This window comes from Sphingomonas sp. PL-96 (genome assembly GCF_020707215.1).
In the GTDB taxonomy this organism is placed as follows: domain Bacteria; phylum Pseudomonadota; class Alphaproteobacteria; order Sphingomonadales; family Sphingomonadaceae; genus Sphingomonas.
The window spans coordinates 22201-44195 of sequence record NZ_JAJFET010000008.1; the positions used below are offsets into that span (position 1 = coordinate 22201).

Annotated in this window: 13 protein-coding genes; 10 read left to right on the plus strand and 3 right to left on the minus strand. The window is 66.6% G+C overall.

Annotation, left to right across the window (positions count from 1 at the left end):
• Positions 1 to 213 precede the first annotated feature (213 nt).
• From rpoB to LK533_RS13995, 4 genes are all read left to right on the plus strand, one after another.
• On the plus strand, positions 214 to 4359 hold the full coding sequence (gene rpoB, locus LK533_RS13980) for a DNA-directed RNA polymerase subunit beta (RefSeq protein WP_229363691.1): 4146 nt from the start codon (positions 214 to 216) through the stop codon (positions 4357 to 4359).
• A gap of 73 nt (positions 4360 to 4432) precedes the next feature.
• Positions 4433 to 8695, plus strand: coding sequence for a DNA-directed RNA polymerase subunit beta' (gene rpoC, locus LK533_RS13985; protein ID WP_229363692.1), 4263 nt, complete (start codon positions 4433 to 4435; stop codon positions 8693 to 8695).
• Between the two features lie 163 nt (positions 8696 to 8858).
• Positions 8859 to 9308, plus strand: a complete 450-nt coding sequence (locus LK533_RS13990; RefSeq protein ID WP_229363693.1) for a hypothetical protein — start codon at positions 8859 to 8861, stop codon at positions 9306 to 9308.
• Positions 9277 to 10065 carry a TorF family putative porin gene (locus tag LK533_RS13995; RefSeq protein ID WP_229363694.1) on the plus strand — a complete coding sequence of 263 codons (789 nt, stop codon included), beginning with the start codon at positions 9277 to 9279 and terminating at the stop codon, positions 10063 to 10065. The genes LK533_RS13990 and LK533_RS13995 overlap by 32 nt, the downstream gene beginning before the upstream one ends.
• Positions 10066 to 10112: 47 nt before the next feature.
• Here the strand turns inward: LK533_RS13995 and LK533_RS14000 are convergent, their stop codons facing one another.
• Together LK533_RS14000 and LK533_RS14005 are read right to left on the minus strand one after the other, a co-directional pair.
• Positions 10113 to 11618, minus strand: coding sequence for a S10 family peptidase (locus LK533_RS14000; protein WP_229363695.1), 1506 nt, complete (start codon positions 11616 to 11618; stop codon positions 10113 to 10115).
• Between the two features lie 80 nt (positions 11619 to 11698).
• Positions 11699 to 13567 carry an ABC-F family ATP-binding cassette domain-containing protein gene (locus LK533_RS14005; protein ID WP_229363696.1) on the minus strand — a complete coding sequence of 623 codons (1869 nt, stop codon included), beginning with the start codon at positions 13565 to 13567 and terminating at the stop codon, positions 11699 to 11701.
• A gap of 96 nt (positions 13568 to 13663) precedes the next feature.
• On the opposite strand from LK533_RS14005, the gene LK533_RS14010 reads away from it, so the two are divergent.
• The 3 genes from LK533_RS14010 to LK533_RS14020 are packed head-to-tail and all read left to right on the plus strand — an operon-like array spanning position 13664 to position 16293.
• Entirely contained in the window at positions 13664 to 14623 is a 960-nt protein-coding gene (locus LK533_RS14010) for a cation diffusion facilitator family transporter (RefSeq protein ID WP_229363697.1), read from the plus strand.
• Between the two features lie 3 nt (positions 14624 to 14626).
• Entirely contained in the window at positions 14627 to 15799 is a 1173-nt protein-coding gene (locus LK533_RS14015; protein WP_229363698.1) for an NAD(P)/FAD-dependent oxidoreductase, read from the plus strand.
• The gene (locus LK533_RS14020; protein ID WP_229363699.1) at positions 15796 to 16293 is read left to right on the plus strand and encodes a DNA-deoxyinosine glycosylase; all 498 of its coding nucleotides are present in this window, start codon (positions 15796 to 15798) and stop codon (positions 16291 to 16293) included. The genes LK533_RS14015 and LK533_RS14020 overlap by 4 nt, the downstream gene beginning before the upstream one ends.
• 6 nt (positions 16294 to 16299) lie before the next feature.
• Here the strand turns inward: LK533_RS14020 and LK533_RS14025 are convergent, their stop codons facing one another.
• On the minus strand, positions 16300 to 16473 hold the full coding sequence (locus LK533_RS14025; protein ID WP_229363700.1) for a hypothetical protein: 174 nt from the start codon (positions 16471 to 16473) through the stop codon (positions 16300 to 16302).
• Positions 16474 to 16558: 85 nt separating this feature from the next.
• Between LK533_RS14025 and LK533_RS14030 the strand changes: the two genes are divergently transcribed.
• From LK533_RS14030 to LK533_RS14040, 3 genes are all read left to right on the plus strand, one after another.
• Positions 16559 to 18022, plus strand: a complete 1464-nt coding sequence (locus LK533_RS14030; protein ID WP_229363701.1) for a L,D-transpeptidase family protein — start codon at positions 16559 to 16561, stop codon at positions 18020 to 18022.
• 142 nt (positions 18023 to 18164) lie between these two features.
• Positions 18165 to 20669, plus strand: a complete 2505-nt coding sequence (locus LK533_RS14035; protein WP_229363702.1) for a TonB-dependent receptor — start codon at positions 18165 to 18167, stop codon at positions 20667 to 20669.
• Between the two features lie 8 nt (positions 20670 to 20677).
• Positions 20678 to 21856: an ElyC/SanA/YdcF family protein gene (locus tag LK533_RS14040; protein ID WP_229363703.1), complete on the plus strand. Its 1179-nt coding sequence runs from the start codon at positions 20678 to 20680 to the stop codon at positions 21854 to 21856.
• Positions 21857 to 21995 lie beyond the last annotated feature (139 nt).

Consider the following 21995-nt stretch of genomic DNA (forward strand, 5'->3'; position numbering starts at 1 on the left):
TTCCGACCCCTGCCCTATATCCCGGCTCTGCCTCACGATCGGGAAATGATGCGTCGTCGCGCAACGCATTGGACGAATGGATCGGCCGAGGTCTTTCGAGACGCCCCAAAGCTGCGATCCCGTCTGGGATGACGCAGCTTTTCGCGTCTCGTTTGCGCATCTGCCCGGGGCTTCCCGGGCGCGAAATTTGACCAAGCGAGGCGACCTACTCCCATGGCGACCAAGGCAATCGAGAACGGCACCGCGAAGCGCCGTATTCGCAAGGTGTTCGGCGACATCCACGAAGTGGTGCAGATGCCGAACCTGATCGAGGTTCAGCGCGAATCCTACGAGCAGTTCCTGCGGAGCGATCCGTCGACGGGCTATGTCTCGGGTCTTGAGAAGACGCTGCGCAGCGTATTCCCGATCCGCGACTTCGCCGGCACCGCCGAACTCGACTTCGTGACCTACGAGCTCGAGGATCCGAAGTTCGACGTCGAAGAGTGCCGCCAGCGCGGCATCACCTATGCGGCGCCGATGCGCGTCACGCTGCGGCTGATCGTGTTCGAGGTCGATCCCGATACCGAAGCCCGTTCGGTCCTCGATATCAAGGAGCAGGACGTCTACATGGGCGACATGCCGCTCATGACCGAGAACGGCACCTTCTTCATCAACGGCACCGAGCGCGTCATCGTCTCGCAGATGCACCGCTCGCCGGGCGTGCTGTTCGACCATGATCGTGGCAAGACCCACGCGTCGGGCAAGTACCTCTTCGCGGCGCGCGTCATCCCGTACCGCGGCTCGTGGCTCGACTTCGAGTTCGACGCCAAGGACATCGTGAACGTCCGCATCGACCGCAAGCGCAAGCTGCCGGTGACGTCGCTGCTATACGCCCTGGGCCTGAACTCGGAAGAGATCCTCAACCACTTCTACAACCGCGTCACCTTTGTGCGCGGCCAGGGTGGCTGGCAGATCCCGTATGCGGCAGAGAACTGGCGCGGCCAGAAGCCGGCGTTCGACATCGTCGACGCCAAGTCGGGCGAGGTCATCTTCCCGGCTGGCCAGAAGATCAGCCCGCGTGCCGCCAACAAGGCCGGCAAGGACGGCCTGACCGACCTGCTGATCCCGACCGAAGAAATCTTCGGCCGCTACAGCGCGTTCGACCTGATCGACGAGTCGACCGGCCGTATCTACATCGAGGCGGGTGACGAGGTTTCGGCCGAAAACCTCGAACTGCTCGACAAGGCCGGCATCGACCGCCTCGAGCTGCTCGACATCGACCATGTCACCACCGGTCCCTGGATCCGCAACACGCTCAAGGTCGACAAGGCCGAAGAGCGCGAGCAGGCGCTGTCGGACATCTATCGCGTCATGCGCCCCGGCGAGCCGCCGACGCTGGAGACCGCGGAGTCGCTGTTCGGCGGCCTGTTCTTCGATCCGGAGCGCTATGACCTCTCGGCCGTTGGCCGCGTGAAGCTCAACATGCGCCTCGACCTCGACGCCGAGGACACGGTCACCACGCTGCGCACCGAGGACATCCTCGCGGTCGTCAAGACGCTGGTCGACCTGAAGGACGGCAAGGGCGAAGTCGACGACATCGACAACCTGGGCAACCGTCGCGTGCGTTCGGTGGGCGAGCTGCTGGAGAACCAGTATCGCGTCGGCCTGCTCCGCATGGAGCGCGCCGTGAAGGAGCGCATGTCCTCGGTCGACGTCTCGACCGTGATGCCGAACGACCTGATCAACGCCAAGCCCGCGGTTGCCGCAGTGCGCGAGTTCTTCGGTTCGTCGCAGCTGTCGCAGTTCATGGACCAGACCAACCCGCTGTCCGAAGTGACGCACAAGCGTCGCGTCTCGGCACTCGGGCCGGGCGGTCTGACGCGTGAGCGTGCGGGCTTCGAAGTCCGCGACGTTCACCCGACGCACTATGGCCGTATCTGCCCGATCGAAACGCCGGAAGGCCCGAACATCGGTCTGATCAACTCGCTGGCGTCGTTCTCGCGCGTCAACAAGTACGGCTTCATCGAGACCCCGTACCGCAAGGTCATCGACGGACGGGTGAGCGACGAAGTCGTCTACCTGTCGGCGATGGAAGAGCAGAAGCACACGGTCGCACAGGCGAACGCCGAGCTGAACGCAGAGGGCGGCTTCGTCGAGGAGCTGATCTCGGCACGTCAGGCAGGCGAGTTCCTGATGGCGATGCGCGATCAGATCACCCTGATGGACGTCAGCCCCAAGCAGCTGGTGTCGGTCGCCGCCTCGCTCATTCCGTTCCTGGAGAACGATGACGCGAACCGCGCACTGATGGGCTCGAACATGCAGCGTCAGGCCGTGCCGCTGGTCCAGGCCGAGGCTCCGTTCGTGGGCACCGGCATGGAAGAGACCGTTGCCCGCGACTCCGGCGCAGCGATCTCGGCCAAGCGTGCAGGCGTCGTTGACCAGGTCGATGCGACCCGTATCGTCATCCGTGCGACCGGCGACGTCGATGCGAACGAAAGCGGCGTGGACATCTACACGCTGATGAAGTTCCAGCGTTCGAACCAGTCGACCTGCATCAACCAGCGTCCGCTGGTGAAGGTGGGCGACGTGGTGAAGGCGGGCGACGTGCTGGCTGACGGTCCTTCGACCGAGTTCGGTGAGCTGGCGCTGGGCCGCAACGCGCTCGTCGCGTTCATGCCCTGGAACGGCTACAACTACGAGGACTCGATCCTCATCTCCGAGCGGATCGTGAAGGACGACGTGTTCACGTCGATCCACATCGACGAGTTCGAGGTGATGGCCCGCGACACCAAGCTCGGGCCCGAGGACATCACCCGCGATATCCCGAACGTCGGCGAGGAAGCGCTGCGCAACCTCGACGAGGCGGGCATCGTGTACGTGGGCGCCGAGGTCGAGCCGGGCGACATTCTGGTCGGCAAGATCACGCCGAAGGGCGAGAGCCCGATGACGCCGGAGGAAAAGCTCCTGCGCGCCATCTTCGGTGAAAAGGCCTCCGACGTCCGCGACACCTCGCTGCGTCTGCCGCCGGGCGTTGCCGGCACGATCGTCGACGTCCGCGTCTTCAATCGTCACGGCATCGACAAGGACGAGCGCGCGATGGCGATCGAGCGCGAAGAGATCGAGCGCCTGAAGAAGGACTCGGACGACGAACGCACGATCCTCAACCGGGCGACCTGGAGCCGCCTGCGCGAGATGCTGCTCGACCAGACCGCCACCGCAGCGCCCAAGGGCGTGAAGAAGGGTGTGGTGATCGACAGCGACGTGCTCGACAGCGTCGACCGTCACGAGTGGTGGAAGTTCGCGGTTGCGGACGACACCGTCCAGTCGAACCTGGAAGCCGTGAAGGCCCAGTATGACGAGGCTGCCCGCAAGATCCGCGAGAAGTTCGAGGATCGCCGCGAGAAGCTGGAGCGTGGCGACGAGCTGCCGCCGGGCGTGCTCAAGATGGTCAAGGTCTTCGTCGCGGTGAAGCGCAAGCTGCAGCCGGGCGACAAGATGGCGGGCCGTCACGGCAACAAGGGCGTCATTTCGCGCATCCTGCCGCAGGAGGACATGCCGTTCCTGGAAGACGGTACCCCCGTCGACCTGGTGCTCAACCCGTTGGGCGTGCCGTCGCGCATGAACGTCGGGCAGATCTTCGAGACCCACCTGGGCATGGCCGCACGCGGTCTTGGCCGGCAGGTCACCGAGGCGCTGGAGCAGTGGCGTGAGGCCAATCCGAACCCGTCGATCGGCGCGATGCCGGACGCGGTGAAGGATCGCCTCAAGACCATCTATGGCGAGCAGTACCATGCCGAGATCGACGCCCGCGACGGCGAGGAGATCGTCGAGCTGGCGCAGAACCTGAAGAACGGCGTGCCGATGGCGACGCCGGTGTTCGACGGCGCCCGCGAAGCGGACGTGTCGCGGATGCTGGAGCTGGCAGGGCTGGATCCGTCGGGTCAGGTGACGCTCTATGACGGGCGCACCGGCGACGCGTTCGACCGCAAGGTGACTGTGGGCTACATCTACATGCTGAAGCTCCACCACCTGGTCGACGACAAGATCCACGCGCGTTCGATCGGGCCGTACAGCCTCGTCACCCAGCAGCCGCTGGGCGGTAAGGCGCAGTTCGGCGGCCAGCGCTTCGGCGAAATGGAGGTCTGGGCACTGCAGGCGTATGGCGCAGCCTATACCCTGCAGGAGATGCTGACGGTGAAGTCGGACGACGTGGTCGGCCGCACCAAGGTCTACGAAGCGATCGTCAAGGGCGACGACACCTTCGAGGCTGGCATCCCCGAGAGCTTCAACGTGCTCGTCAAGGAAATGCGTTCGCTGGGCCTGAACGTCGAGCTCAAGGCACTCGAGGAAGACGACGGTCTCGCCGAGGCGGCGGAATAACGGACCTGGGGCGCCGCAGCCGCGGTGCCCCTCCCCGTTCCGCCCGGAGTTTTGCCCCTAGAGGGAATACGACATGAACGAACTGACCAACTTCGCGAATCCGGTTCAGAAGCCGGAGACTTTCGACCAGATCCAGATCGGCATTGCCTCTCCCGAGCGCATCCGTTCCTGGTCGTTCGGCGAGATCAAGAAGCCCGAGACGATCAACTATCGCACGTTCAAGCCCGAGCGTGACGGCCTGTTCTGCGCGCGCATCTTCGGTCCGATCAAGGACTATGAGTGCCTGTGCGGCAAGTACAAGCGCATGAAGTACAAGGGCATCGTCTGCGAGAAGTGCGGCGTCGAGGTTACCGTCTCGAAGGTCCGCCGCGAGCGCATGGGCCACATCGAGCTGGCCGCCCCGGTCGCGCACATCTGGTTCCTGAAGTCGCTGCCGTCGCGCATCGGCCTGCTGCTCGACATGCAGCTCAAGCAGCTCGAGCGCGTGCTCTACTTCGAGAGCTACATCGTGATCGAGCCGGGCCTCACCAGCCTGGAGAAGTACCAGCTCCTCACCGAGGATGAGCTGCTCGACGCGCAGGACCAGTTCGGCGAGGACGCCTTCTCCGCCGGCATCGGCGCGGAAGCCGTCAAGATCATGCTGATGGAGCTTGATCTCGAAGGCGAGCGCAAGGAGCTTCTCGAAGAGCTCGCGGTCACCAAGTCCGAGCTGAAGCCCAAGAAGATCATCAAGCGCCTGAAGGTCGTCGAGAGCTTCATCGATTCCGGCAACCGTCCGGAGTGGATGATCCTGGACGTCGTTCCGGTCATCCCGCCCGAGCTGCGCCCGCTGGTGCCGCTGGACGGTGGCCGCTTCGCGACCTCGGATCTGAACGATCTGTATCGCCGCGTGATCAACCGCAACAACCGCCTGAAGCGCCTGATGGAGCTGCGCGCGCCGGACATCATCGTCCGCAACGAAAAGCGCATGCTGCAGGAGGCAGTCGACGCGCTGTTCGACAACGGTCGCCGCGGCCGCACGATCACGGGCGCCAACAAGCGTCCGCTCAAGTCGCTGTCCGACATGCTCAAGGGCAAGCAGGGCCGCTTCCGTCAGAACCTGCTCGGCAAGCGCGTAGACTATTCGGGCCGCTCGGTCATCGTGACCGGTCCGGAGCTCAAGCTGCACCAGTGCGGTCTGCCCAAGAAGATGGCGCTCGAGCTGTTCAAGCCGTTCATCTACGCGCGCCTCGACGCCAAGGGTCTGTCGATGACCCTGAAGCAGGCCAAGAAGTGGGTCGAAAAGGAGCGCAAGGAAGTCTGGGACATCCTGGACGAGGTGATCCGCGAGCACCCGGTCATGCTCAACCGCGCGCCGACGCTCCACCGTCTGGGCATCCAGGCGTTCGAGCCGGTGCTGATCGAGGGCAAGGCGATCCAGCTTCACCCGCTGGTCTGCTCGGCGTTCAACGCCGACTTCGACGGCGACCAGATGGCCGTGCACGTCCCGCTGTCGCTGGAAGCGCAGCTGGAAGCGCGCGTCCTGATGATGTCGACCAACAACATCCTGTCGCCCGCGAACGGCAAGCCGATCATCGTGCCGTCGCAGGACATGGTGCTGGGTCTCTACTACATCTCCATGGAGAAGCAGAACGAGCCTGGCGAAGGCATGATGCTGTCGGACATGGCCGAGGTGCACCAGGCACTGAACGCCGGCGCCGTCACGCTGCACACCAAGATCATCAGCCGCGTTCCGCAGACCGATGAGAACGGCGTGCAGTATATGAAGCGCGTCGAGACGACGCCTGGCCGCATGCTGCTGGGCGAGACGCTGCCGAAGTCGTCGAAGGTCCCATTCGAGACCGTCAACCGCCTCCTCACCAAGAAGGACGTGGGCGACGTGATCGACGAGGTCTATCGTCACACCGGTCAGAAGGAGACGGTGCTGTTCGCCGACGCCATCATGGCGCTGGGCTTCCGCAACGCGTTCAAGGCCGGCATCTCCTTCGGCAAGGATGACATGATCATCCCGGCCGCCAAGGAAGGCATGGTCGACGAGACCCGCGCGCTCGTGAAGGATTACGAGCAGCAGTATCAGGACGGCCTGATCACGCAGCAGGAGAAGTACAACAAGGTCATCGACGCCTGGAGCCGTTGCGGCGACCAGGTGGCGGCAGCCATGATGGACGAGATCCGTGCGGTGAAGCACGACGAGAATGGTCGCGAGAAGCCGGTCAACGCCATCTACATGATGGCGCACTCGGGTGCTCGTGGTTCGGCAGCGCAGATCAAGCAGCTGGCGGGCATGCGCGGCCTGATGGCCAAGCCTTCGGGCGAGATCATCGAGACGCCGATCATCTCGAACTTCAAGGAAGGCCTGACCGTCCTTGAGTACTTCAACTCGACCCACGGCGCCCGCAAGGGCCTCGCTGATACGGCGCTGAAGACCGCCAACTCGGGCTACCTCACCCGCCGCCTTGTCGATGTGTCGCAGGATTGCGTCATCATGGAAGAGGATTGCGGCACCGAGCGTGCGCTGGAGATGAAGGCGATCGTCCAGGGCGGTTCGACCATCGCGTCGCTTGGCGAGCGCATCCTGGGCCGTACCACGGCCGAGGACGTGGTCGACAAGGACGGCACCGTCGTCATCCCGTCGGGCACGCTGCTCGACGAGGCGATGATCACGCAGATCGAGGCGCTCAACGTGCCGGGCATGAAGATCCGCAGCCCGCTCGTCTGCGAGGCCAAGATCGGCGTGTGCGGCAAGTGCTATGGGCGCGACCTCGCCCGCGGTACGCCGGTGAACATCGGTGAGGCGGTCGGCGTCATTGCGGCGCAGTCGATCGGTGAGCCGGGCACGCAGCTGACGATGCGTACCTTCCACATCGGCGGCGCGGCGCAGCTCAACGAGCAGTCGAACCTGGAAGCGCCGGTGGACGGCAAGATCGAGTATCGCGATCTGCGCGTGATCGTCGATCAGCGCGGCCGCCGCGTGGTGCTCAGCCGCTCGGGCGAGATGGCGATCGTCGACATGGACGGCCGCGAGCTCTCCGTGGATCGCATCCCGTACGGTGCCTATGTGCTGTGCGACGATGGCCACATCATCAGCGCGGGCGACCGCATGGCGGAGTGGGATCCGTTCACCATGCCGGTGATCACGGAAAATCCGGGTACTGTGAAGTACCAGGACCTGATCGACGGCAAGACGCTGACCGAACAGGCTGACGAAGCGACGGGCATCACCCAGCGCGTCGTCACCGAATATCGCGGCAAGTCGAAGGAGGATCTGCGTCCTCGCCTGACCCTGCTCGACGAGAATTCGGGCGAGGCCGGCCGCTACATGCTGGCGGCAGGTGCGACCCTGTCGGTCGAGGATGGTGCGCAGGTTCAGGGCGGTGACGTTCTGGCCCGTGTCAGCCGCGAGGCTGCCAAGACCCGCGACATCACCGGCGGTCTGCCGCGCGTCGCCGAGCTGTTCGAGGCGCGCAAGCCGAAGGAGAATGCGATCATCGCAAAGGTCTCCGGCCGCGTCGTGTTCGGCAAGGACTATAAGGCGAAGCGCAAGATCGGCATCCAGCCGGAGGACGGCGGCGAGGTCGTCGAGTATCTGGTGCCGAAGTCGAAGGTGATCGACGTTCAGGAAGGCGACTACGTCAAGCGTGGCGACAACCTGATCGGCGGCAGCCCGGATCCGCACGACATTCTGGAAGTGCTCGGCATCGAGCCGCTTGCGGAATATCTCGTGTCGGAAATCCAGGAAGTCTATCGACTGCAGGGCGTGAAGATCAACGACAAGCACATCGAGGTGATCGTTCGCCAGATGCTGCAGAAGGTCGAGATCACCGACGGTGGCGACACCACCCTGCTCGCGGGCGAACAGCTCGACCGCGACGAGATGGACGAGGCCAACGCGAAGCTCGAAAAGGGCCAGGCTCCCGCACAGGGCAAGCCGATCCTCTTGGGCATCACCAAGGCGTCGCTGCAGACCCGCAGCTTCATCTCGGCCGCTTCGTTCCAGGAGACGACCCGTGTGCTCACCGAGGCTTCGGTGCAGGGCAAGATCGACTCGCTGAACGGGCTGAAGGAGAACGTGATCGTCGGCCGGCTCATCCCGGCAGGCACCGGTGCAGGCATGAACCGCCTGCGCGTGGCGGCCACCAGCCGCGACGTGGCGCTTCGGGCGCAGCAGCGTGCGCTTCAAGCAGCTCTCATCGCGCCGAACAGCGCCGAGGAAGAGCATGCCGCCGAGCAGGCCCGCTCGGTTCGTGACGACCAGGGAACCAGCGATGCGCTCGCATCGGTGACCCCGAGCGGCCACGGCACCGACGAGGATGCCGGTGAGTATCTGAACGACTGATCCTTGCGATCAGCGTGAGCCAACGAAGCCGCCGTCCGGGAGACCGGGCGGCGGCTTTGTTATGTTTTGTGGCTGCCACGGCGACGCCCGGCCTTCTGATTGCGGGCTTCGGTCCCGCGTCCTAGCTCCGACGGATAACAAGAAACCGCCGGAGAGGATTGCCATGCTTTACAGCCTTGTCGCCGCGCTTGCCCTTGCCACCGGCGCCACTCCCCTCACCCACGAGGTTCGCGTCGGAGGCGGGCCAGTGCCGCTGACGCTGCGCTACGACGCCGAGGTAACCGTCGAGCATCGTCAGCACGGTACCGTCGCACCCGGCGGACGCGCGGACACGCTGCGCTGTCACTGGGCTACCCGGGCCGATGTGCGCCGGACCCTGGTCGGCGGCGCACAGGCCCAGCAGGCGGTGCCGCTGGCGTCCACAGGTGCGCTGCAGCCGATGAAGGGCCATCGACCCGGCTGGTGCGAGGCCAATCGGAACGCTATCGCAGCCTCGGTCGAAGCCGGCCTCCCCAGGCTTCGCGCCGAGTTGGTCGCGTTTGCCGAGCGCGACCGCCCCCAAGTAGCTTCGGAGATCCACGATGCGCACGCGCTGTTCCGCCCCGGGAGCTAAGCTCCGCCTTCCGCTCCTGGCCGGCGCTGCCCTGATCCCCGCCGTAGTCACGCTGCCGGCACATGCCCAGAGCGAGACCCAGCGGCCGGCGCTCGCGCTCCAGCTCACGACCGATGACCGCGAACGCGGGATCAGCTGGAGCGACGGCGACGTGAGCTTCCGCGGCACCGCCTCGTTCCCGATCGGGGACCAGGGCTTCTCCGCCTTTGCGTCCGTCGCGACCCTCAACGACACTCCGCGGCACGGCAGCGCCCCGGTCGGGATCGACGTCGGCGCAAGCTATGCGCGCTACGTCGGTCCGGTGCGGCTCGACGGCGGTGTGACCGGCCATTTCTTCCCCGGCAGCGACCGCGCCCTCAACTATCTGGAGCTTGGCGGTGGTGCCGGCTTCGCGCTTGGGCCCGTGCAGGTCGACGGCTTCGCGCGTTATGCGCCCAAGCAGTCGGCGATCGGCGGCGACAATCTTTACCTAGGTGCCGAAGGCCGGCTGGGCATCCCCGTCACGCCCTTCACGCTGATCGCCGGCATCGGCCACAGCTCGGGCAACATCGACAATGCAGCACGCGCTGCCCGGCTGCGCCCTGGCGGCAACTATATGGACTGGCGGCTCGGCGTGGAGCACGTGACCGGCCCGCTGGTGCTCGGCATCGACTATACCGACACTGACATCTCGGACCGGGCGATCGTCGCCTCTCCCTATGCCGATGGCCGGAACGCCGACAGCCGACTCTCGGCACGGGTCGGCCTCAACTTCTGACGTTCTGGCGACGGCGGAGCGCGCAAGCAGCTCCGCCGTCGCGGCTTTCAGCGGCGGTACAGCGCCTCCGCATCCTGCTTGAAGGCAGCGCCGCTGTCGTTCCGGCTGTAGAACATGTGCCCGCCCGGATAGACCCGCAGCTGCACCCGCTCCGTCTGGCCGAACGCCGGCATCTGGTCGACGATCAGGCGTGAGGCGAAGAACGGGCAGGACAGGTCGTCCCAGCCGTGCACGATCATCACGCGCATCTTCGGGTCGTTGGCGATCGCCTTGCGCAGGTCTGAGACCGGCGTGTCGTCGGGCTTGCCGCGGTCCCAGGCGGCGTTCACCTCGTACGACAGGGCATGGTAGCGGGCATCCGTCTTCCACCCCACTTCGCGGGTGACGAAATCGACCATCGCGCTGGTGGTGGGGGCGATCAGCGCATCCAGGATCGGGTCGTTCGACTGCTGCTGCGCGGACCAGGGGAAGGGATCGAAGGCGGTGACGTTGGAGTCATAGACGCTCCCGATCAGCCCCTGGCTGCGATGCACTTCGCGCAGATAGGTGCGGCTGTCGACGCGCCCGCCCAGCCGCTGCACCAGCGCCGGGTCGAGGCCGGTCAGCTCCGTCACCCGCTGCACGATGCGGGCGGTCGCCTCGGGATCCGACCGCCCGCGCAGCAGGTCGCGGGCATAGTCGCCGCGCACATAGGCCTCTACTTCCGCCATCGCCGGCGGCGTGAGACGCCCCTGACGCTCCAGGTTCGCCGCCGCCATCGACGGCAGGTCGATCATCCAGGGCAGCGGCGACAGTGCCGTGGCACCATCGCCCGACGCAGGATCGAGGTACGGCGACACCATGATCAGCCCGTTGATTCCGACCCCGATCTGCGACTGGAGCTCATAGGCGATGCGGGGCGCGCGATAGCCGCCGTAGCTTTCGCCCATCACATATTTGGGCGAGCGCAGCCGGCCTTCCTTGACCAGCCAGTCGTACACCACCTTCGACAGATACTTGATGTCGGGGTCATTGGCGTAGAACGCCTTCTTGGTCTCCGCCTCGTCCACCAGGCTGCGGCTGAAGCCGGTGCCGACCGGATCGATGAACACCAGGTCGGTGAAGTCGAGCCAGCTGTTGGGATTGTCGGTCGCAATCGGCGCGTCCGATGGCGCGTCGCCTTGCGCCCCGAACTGCACGCGCTTGGGCCCGATCGCGCCCAGATTCAGATAGACCGAGGCGGCACCCGGCCCGCCGTTGAACGCGAAGGTGACCGGACGCTGCGGATCGCGACCCGGCACCGTATAGGCGGTGTAGGTGACCTGGCCGATCTCCTTGCCCTTGGCATCGCGCACCGGGATCGTGCCGACCGTCGCCTTATAGGCAAGGCTGCGGCCGCCGATCCGCGCCGACTGGTTGATCGTCCGGTCGGCCGGAAGCGCCGGCGGCTTGCCCTCATCCTCCGCCTGCTTCTTCTCGACGGTGGTGGTGGTTTCCGCCGATTGGGCATGCGCAACACCGCTGGTGCAGGCGAGCAGCAGGGCGGCGGCGGATAGGCGCAGAATCGATCGCAAGTGTTGGGCTCCCCTTCGCAAGGGGAGGAATGTTGCAGCACCGCGACGGCGAGGCAATGGCGGCGGCGCCGCCGCCTGAATCAGGCGGCGGCGGTCTCCAGCGCCTCCGACGCCTCCATCCAGCGCGCTTCCGCCGCCTCGATCCGGTCGGCCAATTCCGCGCGCCGCTTCATCAATTCGGTCATGGTGAGCTTCGCGAGTGTCGCGGGCGCTTCGGCCGGTGCGAACATCGCCTGGTCGAGCACCGTGCGCTCGGCAGTAAGCTTGGCCAGTTCCCGCTCAGCCGCCTGCGCTTCCTTGCGCAGCCCCTGCGCGCGTTCGCGCGCCTCGGCTGCGGCGCGGCGGTCCTCCTTCTTGTTGGCCTTGCGCTCCGCCTTGTCGGCCTTGCTGCCGCCGCCCAGCACCAGCGCGATATAATCGTCGAGGCTGCCGTCGAAGTCGCGCGCGGTGCCGCCGTCGACCAGAACGAGCCGGTCCGCCGTCGTCTCCAGCATGTGGCGATCGTGGCTGACCACCACCACGCAGCCGCTATAGGCGTTGAGCGCCTGGATCAGCGCCTCGCGCGCATCGACGTCCAGGTGGTTGGTCGGCTCGTCGAGGATCAGCATGTGCGGCGCGTCGCGGGTGATCAGCGCCAGCGCCAGCCGCGCGCGTTCGCCACCCGACAGCTTGCCGACCAGCGTCGTCGCCTTGTCGCCCGAAAAGCCGAAGCGGCCGAGCTGGCCGCGAACTGCGGCTGGGGTCTTGCCCTTCATCAGCCGGCTCATATGCTCGAGCGGGGTGTCCCGGGCGTCGAGTTCCTCGACCTGATACTGGGTGAAATAGCCGACCCGCATCTTGGACGAGGAGGCCATGTCGCCCTCCATCGGTGTCAGCTGCGCCGCCAGCAGCCGGGCAAGCGTGGTCTTGCCGTTGCCGTTGCGCCCCAGCAGACCGATGCGATCGTCGGGATCGAGCCGCAGGTTCAGCCGCTTCAGGATCGGCGTGTCGCCATAGCCCACGCTCGCCATGTCGAGCGTCACCAGCGGCGGGCGCAGTTCATCGGGATCGGGGAAGTCGAAGCTCAGCGACGGATCCTCCGCCAGCGCCGCAATCGGGGACATCTTGGCCAGCGCCTTGATGCGCGACTGCGCCTGCTTGGCGGTCGATGCGCGCGCCGAATTGCGGGCGATATAGTCCTGCAGCTTCGCACGCTGCGCGACCTGGTTGGCACGCGCCGCCTCCAGCTGCGCCATGCGTTCGGCGCGCTGGCGCTCGAACGCGTCATAGCCGCCCGGGTACAGCGTCACCTTGCCGCCCTGTAGGTGAAGGATGTGGTCGACGACGTTGTTGAGGAAGTCGCGCTCGTGGCTGACGATCACGATGGTCGCGCGATAGCTCTTGAGGAAGTCCTCCAGCCACAGCACCGCTTCGAGGTCGAGGTGGTTCGAAGGCTCGTCGAGCAGCAGCACGTCGGGCTGGCTGAACAACAGCGCGGCAAGCGCCACGCGCATCCGCCAGCCGCCCGAGAAGCCGTCGAGCGGCGACTGCTGCATCGCCTCGTCGAAGCCGAGGCCGACGAGGATGCGCGCTGCCCGCGCCGGCGCGGCATGCGCATCGATCGCGAGCAGCCGCTCATGCACCTCGGCCAGCCGGTCCGGGTCGTGCGAGGTCTCCGCCTCGGCCATCAGCGCCGCGCGTTCGAGATCGGCGGCGAGCACCGTCTCAAAGGGCGTGGCGCTGCCGGCGGGCGCTTCCTGCGCGACATAGCCCAGCCGACTACCGCGCGGCATCTCAGCGGCGCCGCCGTCGGGCTCCAGCTCGCCCGCGATCACGCGCACCAGCGTTGACTTGCCCGCACCATTGCGCCCGATCAGGCCGACGCGGCTGCCGGGCGGCAGCGCCGCACTCACGCCGTCGAGGATGAGCCGCCCGCCAAGGCGCACCGTGATTCCATTAAGATTCAGCATCGGCGCCGCCTAGCAGCCCTGACGCCATGGCGCGAGGGGTGGCGGGAACCACTTGTGCCGCTTAGGCACTCAGTATCCGCACAAGCAGGAACGGTCATGGCGAACAAGGGCGCGGGCGCGCACATCAAGGACAACATCGTTCTCTATGGCGCGCTGGCGGCGAACCTGGGGATCGGCATCGCGAAATTCGTGGCGGCCGGAATCACCGGTTCGTCGTCGATGTTGACGGAGGGCGTCCACTCGGTGGTGGACAGCGGCAACCAGGTGCTGCTGCTTTATGGCCAGAAGCGCGCTGCCCGCCCCGCGGACGCCAAGCACCCCTTCGGCTATGGCCGCGAGCTGTATTTCTGGGCGTTCGTTGTCGCGCTGCTGATCTTTGCGGTCGGCGCCGGCGTGTCGATCTATGAGGGCTATCTCCACATCCAGGAGCCCGAACCGCTCAGCGATCCTATGATCAACTACATCGTCCTTGCGATCGCGGTCGCGCTGGAGGGCTCATCCTGGACTATCGCAGTGCGGGAGTTCAACGCCAAGCGGCAGGGTACCGGCTGGTGGAAGGCGATCCACGAATCCAAGGACCCCGCCGGCTTCATCGTGCTGTTCGAGGACTCGGCCGCGCTGATCGGCCTGGTGGTGGCGGGCGTGGGGGTGTGGGCCAGCCACTTCTTTGCCGATCCGCGCATCGACGGCGTCGCCTCCATCCTGATCGGCCTGATCCTGGCTGCGGTGTCGGCGCTGCTGGCGCGCGAAGCCAAGGGGCTGCTGATCGGCGAGCGTGCCGACCCGGACCTGATCGAGCGGGTGCGCAGCGTCGTCGCCGCCAAGCCCGGCGTCGTCTCGGTGAACCACGTCCGCACGATCCACACCGCGCCGGATTCGGTGTTCGTCGCGATCAGCGCCGATTTCGACGATGCGCTGACCATGGGCGCGGGCGAGACTTTGGTCGAGGAGATCGAGGCGGCGCTGAAGGCGGAACACCCCACGCTCTCCTCCATCTACATCCGCCCCGAGAAGCGCGAAGAGGCCGTGCTCTCCTTCGCCTCCCTCGCCCACTGATCGATGCAGGAGTTCGATGCAATCGTGCTCGGCGCCGGTGGCGCCGGGCTGATGGCGGCAGCGGTCGCCGGACAGCGTGGCCGGCGGGTAGCGGTCGTGGACCATGCGCGCGAGCCCGGTGCCAAGATCCTGATCTCCGGCGGCGGTCGATGCAATTTCACCAACACCGGCACCGCGCCCGACCGCTATGTCTCGGCCAACCCGCATTTCGCCAAGTCGGCGCTCGGCCGCTACACCGCCGCCGACTTCCTGGAATTGGTCGAGCGGCACGGCATCGCCTGGCACGAAAAGACGCTGGGGCAGCTGTTCTGCGACGGATCCGCACGCCAGATCGTGGCGATGCTGCTGGACGAGTGTGCTGCGGGCAGCGTCGCGATCCGACTGGGTGCGCCGATCCGCGACGTGTCCCACGCAGACGGGCAATTCACCGTGGTGCATGGTGACGCGACGCTCACCGCGCCCGCGCTGGTGATCGCGACCGGCGGTCCGTCGATCCCCAAGCTCGGCGCCACCGGCTTTGCCTATGACCTTGCCCGCAAGTTCGGGCTCAAGGTGGTCGAACCGCGGCCCGCGCTTGTGCCGCTAACGCTGCCGCCGGAAGATGCCTTGTTCCGCTCGCTGTCCGGGGTCGCGACCGAGGTCGTCGCGCGCTGCGGCAAGGCGGCGTTTCGGGAAGCGGCGCTGTTCACCCATCGCGGCCTATCGGGTCCGGCGATCCTGCAGGTCTCCTCCTACTGGCGGCATCGCGACACGGTCGGCATCGATTTCGTGCCCGACCAGCCAGCGGGCTGGCTGCTGGAGGCCAAGCGTACGCGCCCGCGTGCCGGGCTGCGGTCGGTGCTTGGGGCGGCCCTTCCGGACCGCCTTGCCGAGGCGCTGGCGGAGCGGCTGGCGGTCGCAGGCGAGATGGGTAACCAGCGCGACGCCGTTCTCCGTGAGGTCGAACAGCGGCTCGGCGACTGGCGCTTCCTCCCCAATGGCAGCGAGGGCTTCGCCAAGGCCGAGGTGACCGTCGGCGGGATCGCGACCGACGGGCTGTCGTCCCGTACGATGGCGGCGCGCCACCTGCCCGGCCTCTATGTCGTGGGCGAGGCCATGGACGTGACCGGCTGGCTGGGCGGCTATAACTTCCAATGGGCCTGGGCGAGCGGCTGGGCGGCGGGCCAGGCGCTGTGAGCGACCCCGTCAAGCGCAGCTTCCCGCCGGTGGTGGACTCGGCCACGCGCGTGCTCGTCCTGGGCAGCTTGCCCGGCGAACGATCATTGGCCGAGCAACGCTATTACGCGCATCCGCAGAACCAGTTCTGGCGCCTGATGTCGCCGGTCGCGGGCGCGGACCTGGTGCCGCTCGGCTACGAAACGCGGCTGGAGACGCTGCGTGCAGCCGGCATCGGCCTGTGGGACGTCGTCGCGCATGCGCGGCGCACGGGGAGCAGCGACGCGGCAATCCGGGATCTCGCCGCCAACGACCTCGCCGCGCTGGTGACGACGCTGCCGCAGTTGCGCGCGATCGGCTTCAACGGCGCCACCGCGCTTCGGCATGGCAAGGCCCAGCTGGGCGCGCTCGCCAGCACCTATGCGATCGTGCCACTTCCCTCGAGCAGTCCGCTCCACACCGTCGGCGCCGCAGCCAAGCAGCAGGCATGGCTGGCGCTCGCCGACCATCTCTGAGCGGGGTCAGCGGCCGCCCGGCTGTGCCTTGCCGACATCGCCGGCCGGATCATAGTCCTTGGCCGGGGGAACGTCGCCAGCCGGCTTGTCGAGCGTGTCGCTGGGGCGGGTGGCGTCGCCCTGCTTCTGATGCTCGGTGGACAGATTGTGGTCGGGCGTACCCATGTCGCGCGCAGCCATGACGGATCTCCTTCTCCGACTTCAACCGCTGGGGCGCACGCAGGTTGCGTGATCCTTGGCGGAGCGAAACGACCGTTGCGGCGTTATGTCGCTGCAAAATAACGAGGAGAAGCGGGTGCGCGTCGGTCTTATCGGTTCATCGTTGCTGGCAATGTCGCTCGCCCTGTCGGCGTGCAACGTCAACACCGCCCCTTCCAACCAGACCGAGGCGACAGCCGACAGCAGCAAGCCCGCGGCATGGTCCAAGTCTACGGCCGATCAGCTGCGCGAGGCGATCAGCAAGCGCGCGGCCCATGGCCTCGACAAGATGACCTTCGACGTGTCGGGGGAAGACGATGCTGCGCTGACCAAGGCCGCGCTCGCCTATGCCGGTGCGCTCGCCCGCGGCGCCACCGATCCCACCAAGCTCTACGACGTCTATAACGTGCCCCGTCCAAAGCCCGACCTGAAGCAGGGGCTTGCGCAAGCCCTGCAGCAGGAGAAGGTGGGAGAATGGCTCGAAAGCCTGGCGCCGCAGGACGCGAACTACCGCAAGCTGTCGGCGGCCTATGTGGCGCTCCGCAAACAGGGTGAGGGCGCCACGCCGGCAATCCCGGACAAGGGCGAACCGCTCAACCCCGGCTCGACCGACGCCCGTATCCCGATGATCGCGAGCCAGCTGGTCGCGTCGGACTATCTCGACCGCGCCGCTGCGGGCGGCAACCGCTACACGCCGGCGATGGCCGCCGCGGTCAAGCAGATGCAGGCCGACTATGGCATCAAGCCGGACGGCGTCATCGGCAGCGACGCGCTCGCCATCCTCAACCTCTCCGACGCCGATCGTGCCCGCGCGATCGCGGTCAACATGGAACGGCTGCGCTGGATCGAGCGGGCTCCGCCGGGCACCCGCATCGACGTCAATCTGGCAGCGGCGCGCCTGAGCTACTGGCGCGACGGAAAGCTGGTCAACAGCCGCAAGGTCGTGGTCGGCGAGCCGGACAAGGAAACGCCGCAGCTGGGATCGCCGATCTTCCGGCTGGTCGCCAATCCGACCTGGACCATCCCGCGCTCGATCCAGGAGAAGGAACTGGCAGGCAAGGGCTCGGACTATCTGCGCCGCAACAACATGGCGTGGAAGGACGGCTGGATCGTCCAGCAGCCGGGGCCGAAGAACTCGCTCGGCCTGGTGAAGTTCGACATGCAGAACGACCACGCCATCTACCTGCACGACACCCCGGCCAAGCCGCTGTTCCAGGAAGTGCAGCGCCAGCGTAGCCATGGCTGTGTGCGCGTCGAGGATGCGTTGGGCTTTGCCGAAATGCTCGCCAAGGACGAGGGCGTGACCGACGAGTGGCACAAGGCCCGCGCCACCGGCAAGGAGACGTTCGTCAAGCTGCCGCACGAGATCCCGGTGCGGATGCTCTACCAGACGGTGTTGTTCGACGAGGCCGGCGAGCCGGTGATCCGCAACGATCCCTATGGCTGGAACGACCGCGTCGCCCAGGCGCTCGGCCTTGGAACCACCACCAACTATCGCATCAAGCCAAACGGCGCCGACGTCGGTCCGTAAACAGCAGGACGGCGGGATCGGGCAAGCCGATCCCGCCGCGCATCCGCTGCTTCGCCACGCGTAACAGATACGTCATGGATTGGTCCTAGCGGCATCCCGGTAACGCCTCCCTCGACGGAGGCATTGTAAAACCGGGGTTTCCATGCCGAACATCAAGCAGTTTGCCTATGCCGCGCTTCCCGCGCTGTGCTTCGTCGCCGCACCGGGCTGGGCACAGGAGCTGACCGCGCCGACTGCGTCGTCGACGACTGCTGAAGCACCCGCTGCGGACGAGCCCGCCCCCCAGGACATCATCGTCACCGGCTCGACCCGCGCGCAGCGCCGCTTCGATGTTTCCTACGCGATCAACACCATCTCCCAGGCCGATGTCGAGAAGATCGCGCCGGTCAACTTCGCCGATCTGATCGGCCAGTTGCCCGGTTTCCAGACAGAGATCACCGGCGGCGAGGTCCAGAACATCTACCGCATCCGCGGCCTGCCGAACGACGGCGGCTTTGTGAGCTTCCAGCAGGACGGACTGCCGCTGTTCCACGAGAACGACGGCGTGTTCTTCCGCGGCGATGCGATCCTCAAGCAGGATCTGATGACGGACCATGTCGAGGTGGTGCGCGGCGGTCCGGCTCCGGTCTATGCCAGCTACTCGGGCGCCATCATCAACGCGATCACGGTCACCGGTGACGAGACCCCCCGCGGCAAGGCGCAGCTGACGCTGGGCGACACTGGCCTCTATCGTCTGGACGCTTATCAGGCCGGCCCGGTGTCGGAGGACACCTACTACGCCGTGGGCGGCTTCCTGCGCTATCACGACGGCTATCGGGACAACGGCTTTGCCAACGACAAGGGCGGCCAGATCCGCGCGAACCTGAAGCACGATCTCGAAAACGGTTCGATCAAGTTCAACGTCAACTACGTCAACGATCACAACGTCTTCTATCTGCCGATCCCGATCGCCGATCCGCGCGACCCCAGCGTCTCGCTCGATCCGTACATTGACTATTTCAACGGCACGATGAACTCGCCGGCGCTGCGCAACGTCAACCTGAAATACCGCGACGGCACGGGCGCCCTGCAAAGCCGCACCAGCGACCTGTCGGACGGACGCCACATGCAGATGGTGAACTTCGGCGCGCAATATGAAGCGGACTTCGACGGCTGGCTGGTCTCGGCCAAGGCCGGGTACACTCAGGGCAAGCTCGATTTCACCGCCTTCTATTCGACCACCAACCCGGCCGATGCGGACACCTTCGCCGACGGCTATCTCGCGCGCGCAACCGCCGCATTCGGAGCGGTCGACCATTTCGGCTACGTGCTGGCGGGCACCACCACCGCCTATGACGCTGATGCCGCCTCCGGCCTGGTGATGCAGGGCCAGTATCGCGACATCCACTCGAAATTCTATTCGAGCCAGGCGAACCTCACGGTCGCCAAGAAGTTCGACACGGGCTTTGGCAGCCACGACATCAAGCTCGGCGTCTATGGCAGCCTTTATGGGGAGGACAGCCGCACCCTCTACCAGAACTACCTCATCGAGGTGGCGGGCGAGCCCCGCACGCTGGACCTGGTCGCCTATTCGGCAACCGGCGCGGAGCTCGGGCGTGTGACCGACAATGGCGTGCTCAACTATGCCGCCACGCTCAACCAGGGCGACTCCGACGCCAAGATGTTCGCGCTGTTCGCCAACGACACCTGGGAGATCGTGCCGGGCCTGCGCATCGACGCCGGCATCCGCCACGAGCGCTACCGCTACAAGGGCTGGGCGGCGCTGACCGAGCAGGCGGACCTGGGCGACACCACCACGCTGGCGGATGACGCGACCCGCGCCTTTACCGGCGTGATCTTGAACCAGAAGCTCAAGACCCACGCCACCAACTGGACGGTGGGCGCGAACTACGACTTCAGCGACCATGTCGGGGTCTACGGCCGCGCGTCGCACCTGGAGACGCCGCCCAACGTCCAGACGGTGATGAGCATCAACCCGACGATCCTGACGACGGTTGCGGACCAGTTCGAGGCAGGGCTCAAGCTGGCGGCAGGTCGGTCGTACCTCTACGTCACCGGCTTCTACACCAACTTCGATCCGCTCAACGCCTCGTTCCTGGCCTATGACCCGACGACCGGTCGCAACGACGTCAACGTCCCCTTTGTCGGCGAAGCGCAGGTGAAGGGCGTGGAGTTCGACGGAGCCTGGGCAGTGACGCCCTGGTTCACGCTCAACGGCGCACTCACCGTCAGCGACCCGAAGTACAAGAACTTCCAGAGCACGACCGGCGCCGATCCGGAGCAGGTGGAAGGCAACCAGATCGTCCGCCAGCCCAAGATCTACGGCAACATCCGGCCGAGCTTCGACTTCACCACGGGCGGCACCGACATCTCGATCTATGGCCGCTACACCTACATGGGCAAGCGCTACGTCGATCTCTACAACAACACGGCGCTGCCCTCCTACGGCACGACCGGCGCGGGCGTGACGCTGCGTCGCGACAGCTGGCAGGTGCAGCTGGTCGGCGACAATCTGTTCAACGCCCACGGCCTGACCGAGGGCAACACTCGTACCGACTCGCTGAGCGGCCAGGGCAGCAGCGAGGCAATCTACGGCCGCCCGATCTTCGGCCGGAACTTCCGACTGGTTGTTTCCAAGTCGTGGTAAGGAGCGCCATGCTCCGCATCACCTGCGCCGCCGCGATCTTCGCGGCGGCGGTCCAGCCCGCGCTTGCCGCCCCCGTACGCGACCGCGCAGCCGAAGCCCTGTCGCAGCGGCTGTTCCCGATCCTCGACGCGGTGGGCGGATCGCCGGAGACGGTGGCGCGGCTGCGCGCGGACCGTGCGCTTGCGCCGATGCTCGCTGCCCGCACGCAGCGTACCGCCGCCTGTGCAGAGGAGGCGCCGTGCGTTGCCGAGGCAGCGTTGTGGAGCGAGCAGGAACAGGTGGCATTGGCAGGCGCGCTGGATCGCGCCGCCACACCGATGCTGCGCGAGCGTCGGCTGGTCCCCGATGACGGCGTCGCGGCCGGCATCGCGCGCGAAGTCCGCGGGCTGAACGCCATCCTTCGTGTCTATGCGTTGGGCATGCCGGCCCGCTACCCCGGCATCGACGGCCCATCGGTCGCGTTCGGCAGCAGCGAGGCGCAGACGCGGCTCGCGGCGGCGGTGCACCTGCGCGACACGCCGCGTCAGGGCTCGGCCCAGGCGCTGGATCCCAGCGTCGAGCTCGGCCTCGCGCTGCTCGACGTGAACGATCGCACCGATGCCGCCGGGTTCGAGCCGATCGACGGCGGGGACAATGCGGCGGCTACGGCCCGCGCGCGCGGGCTCGACTGGGCCCGCTATCGCTACAGCGCGATCGTGCTGACCGGCATCGGCCCGGAAGTGCGGGAGATGCCGCTCAGCCCCGGCGGCAAATATCACGTCCGGCTCGCCGCCAACCGCTTTGCCGCGGGGGACGCGCCGTTCATCATCGTCAGCGGCGGTCGTGCCCACCCCCACAGCACCGGCTTTACCGAAGCCGTCGAAATGCGCCGTGCGCTGATCGACCGCTATGACGTGCCGGCCGACGCGATCGTGATCGAGCCCTATGCCCGCCACACGACCACCAACCTGCGCAACACCACGCGCCGCCTGATGGCGCTGGGCGCGCCGCTCGACCGTGACGCCGTGATCGTCTCCAACGCCGCCCAGAGCAGCTACATCGAGGGACCTGCGTTCGCCGCGCGCAACCAGAAGGAACTCGGCTACCAGCCCGGAGCGATCGGCAAGCGCCTGTCGCCGACCGAACTGACCTTCCGCCCCTCGCCTGTGTCCGCACGCGTCGACCCGCTCGACCCGCTCGACCCCTGATCACATACCGTCTCCGCGGGAGGGCCACGCGCCCGCCCGTTGGCGCACAGGATTGCTCGTGCGGTCGCCCTGGCGATCCATGGTTCAAGCACCCTTCCGGAACGACGAGCAGGCCGGCACGCACGCGGCAGCCACGTGG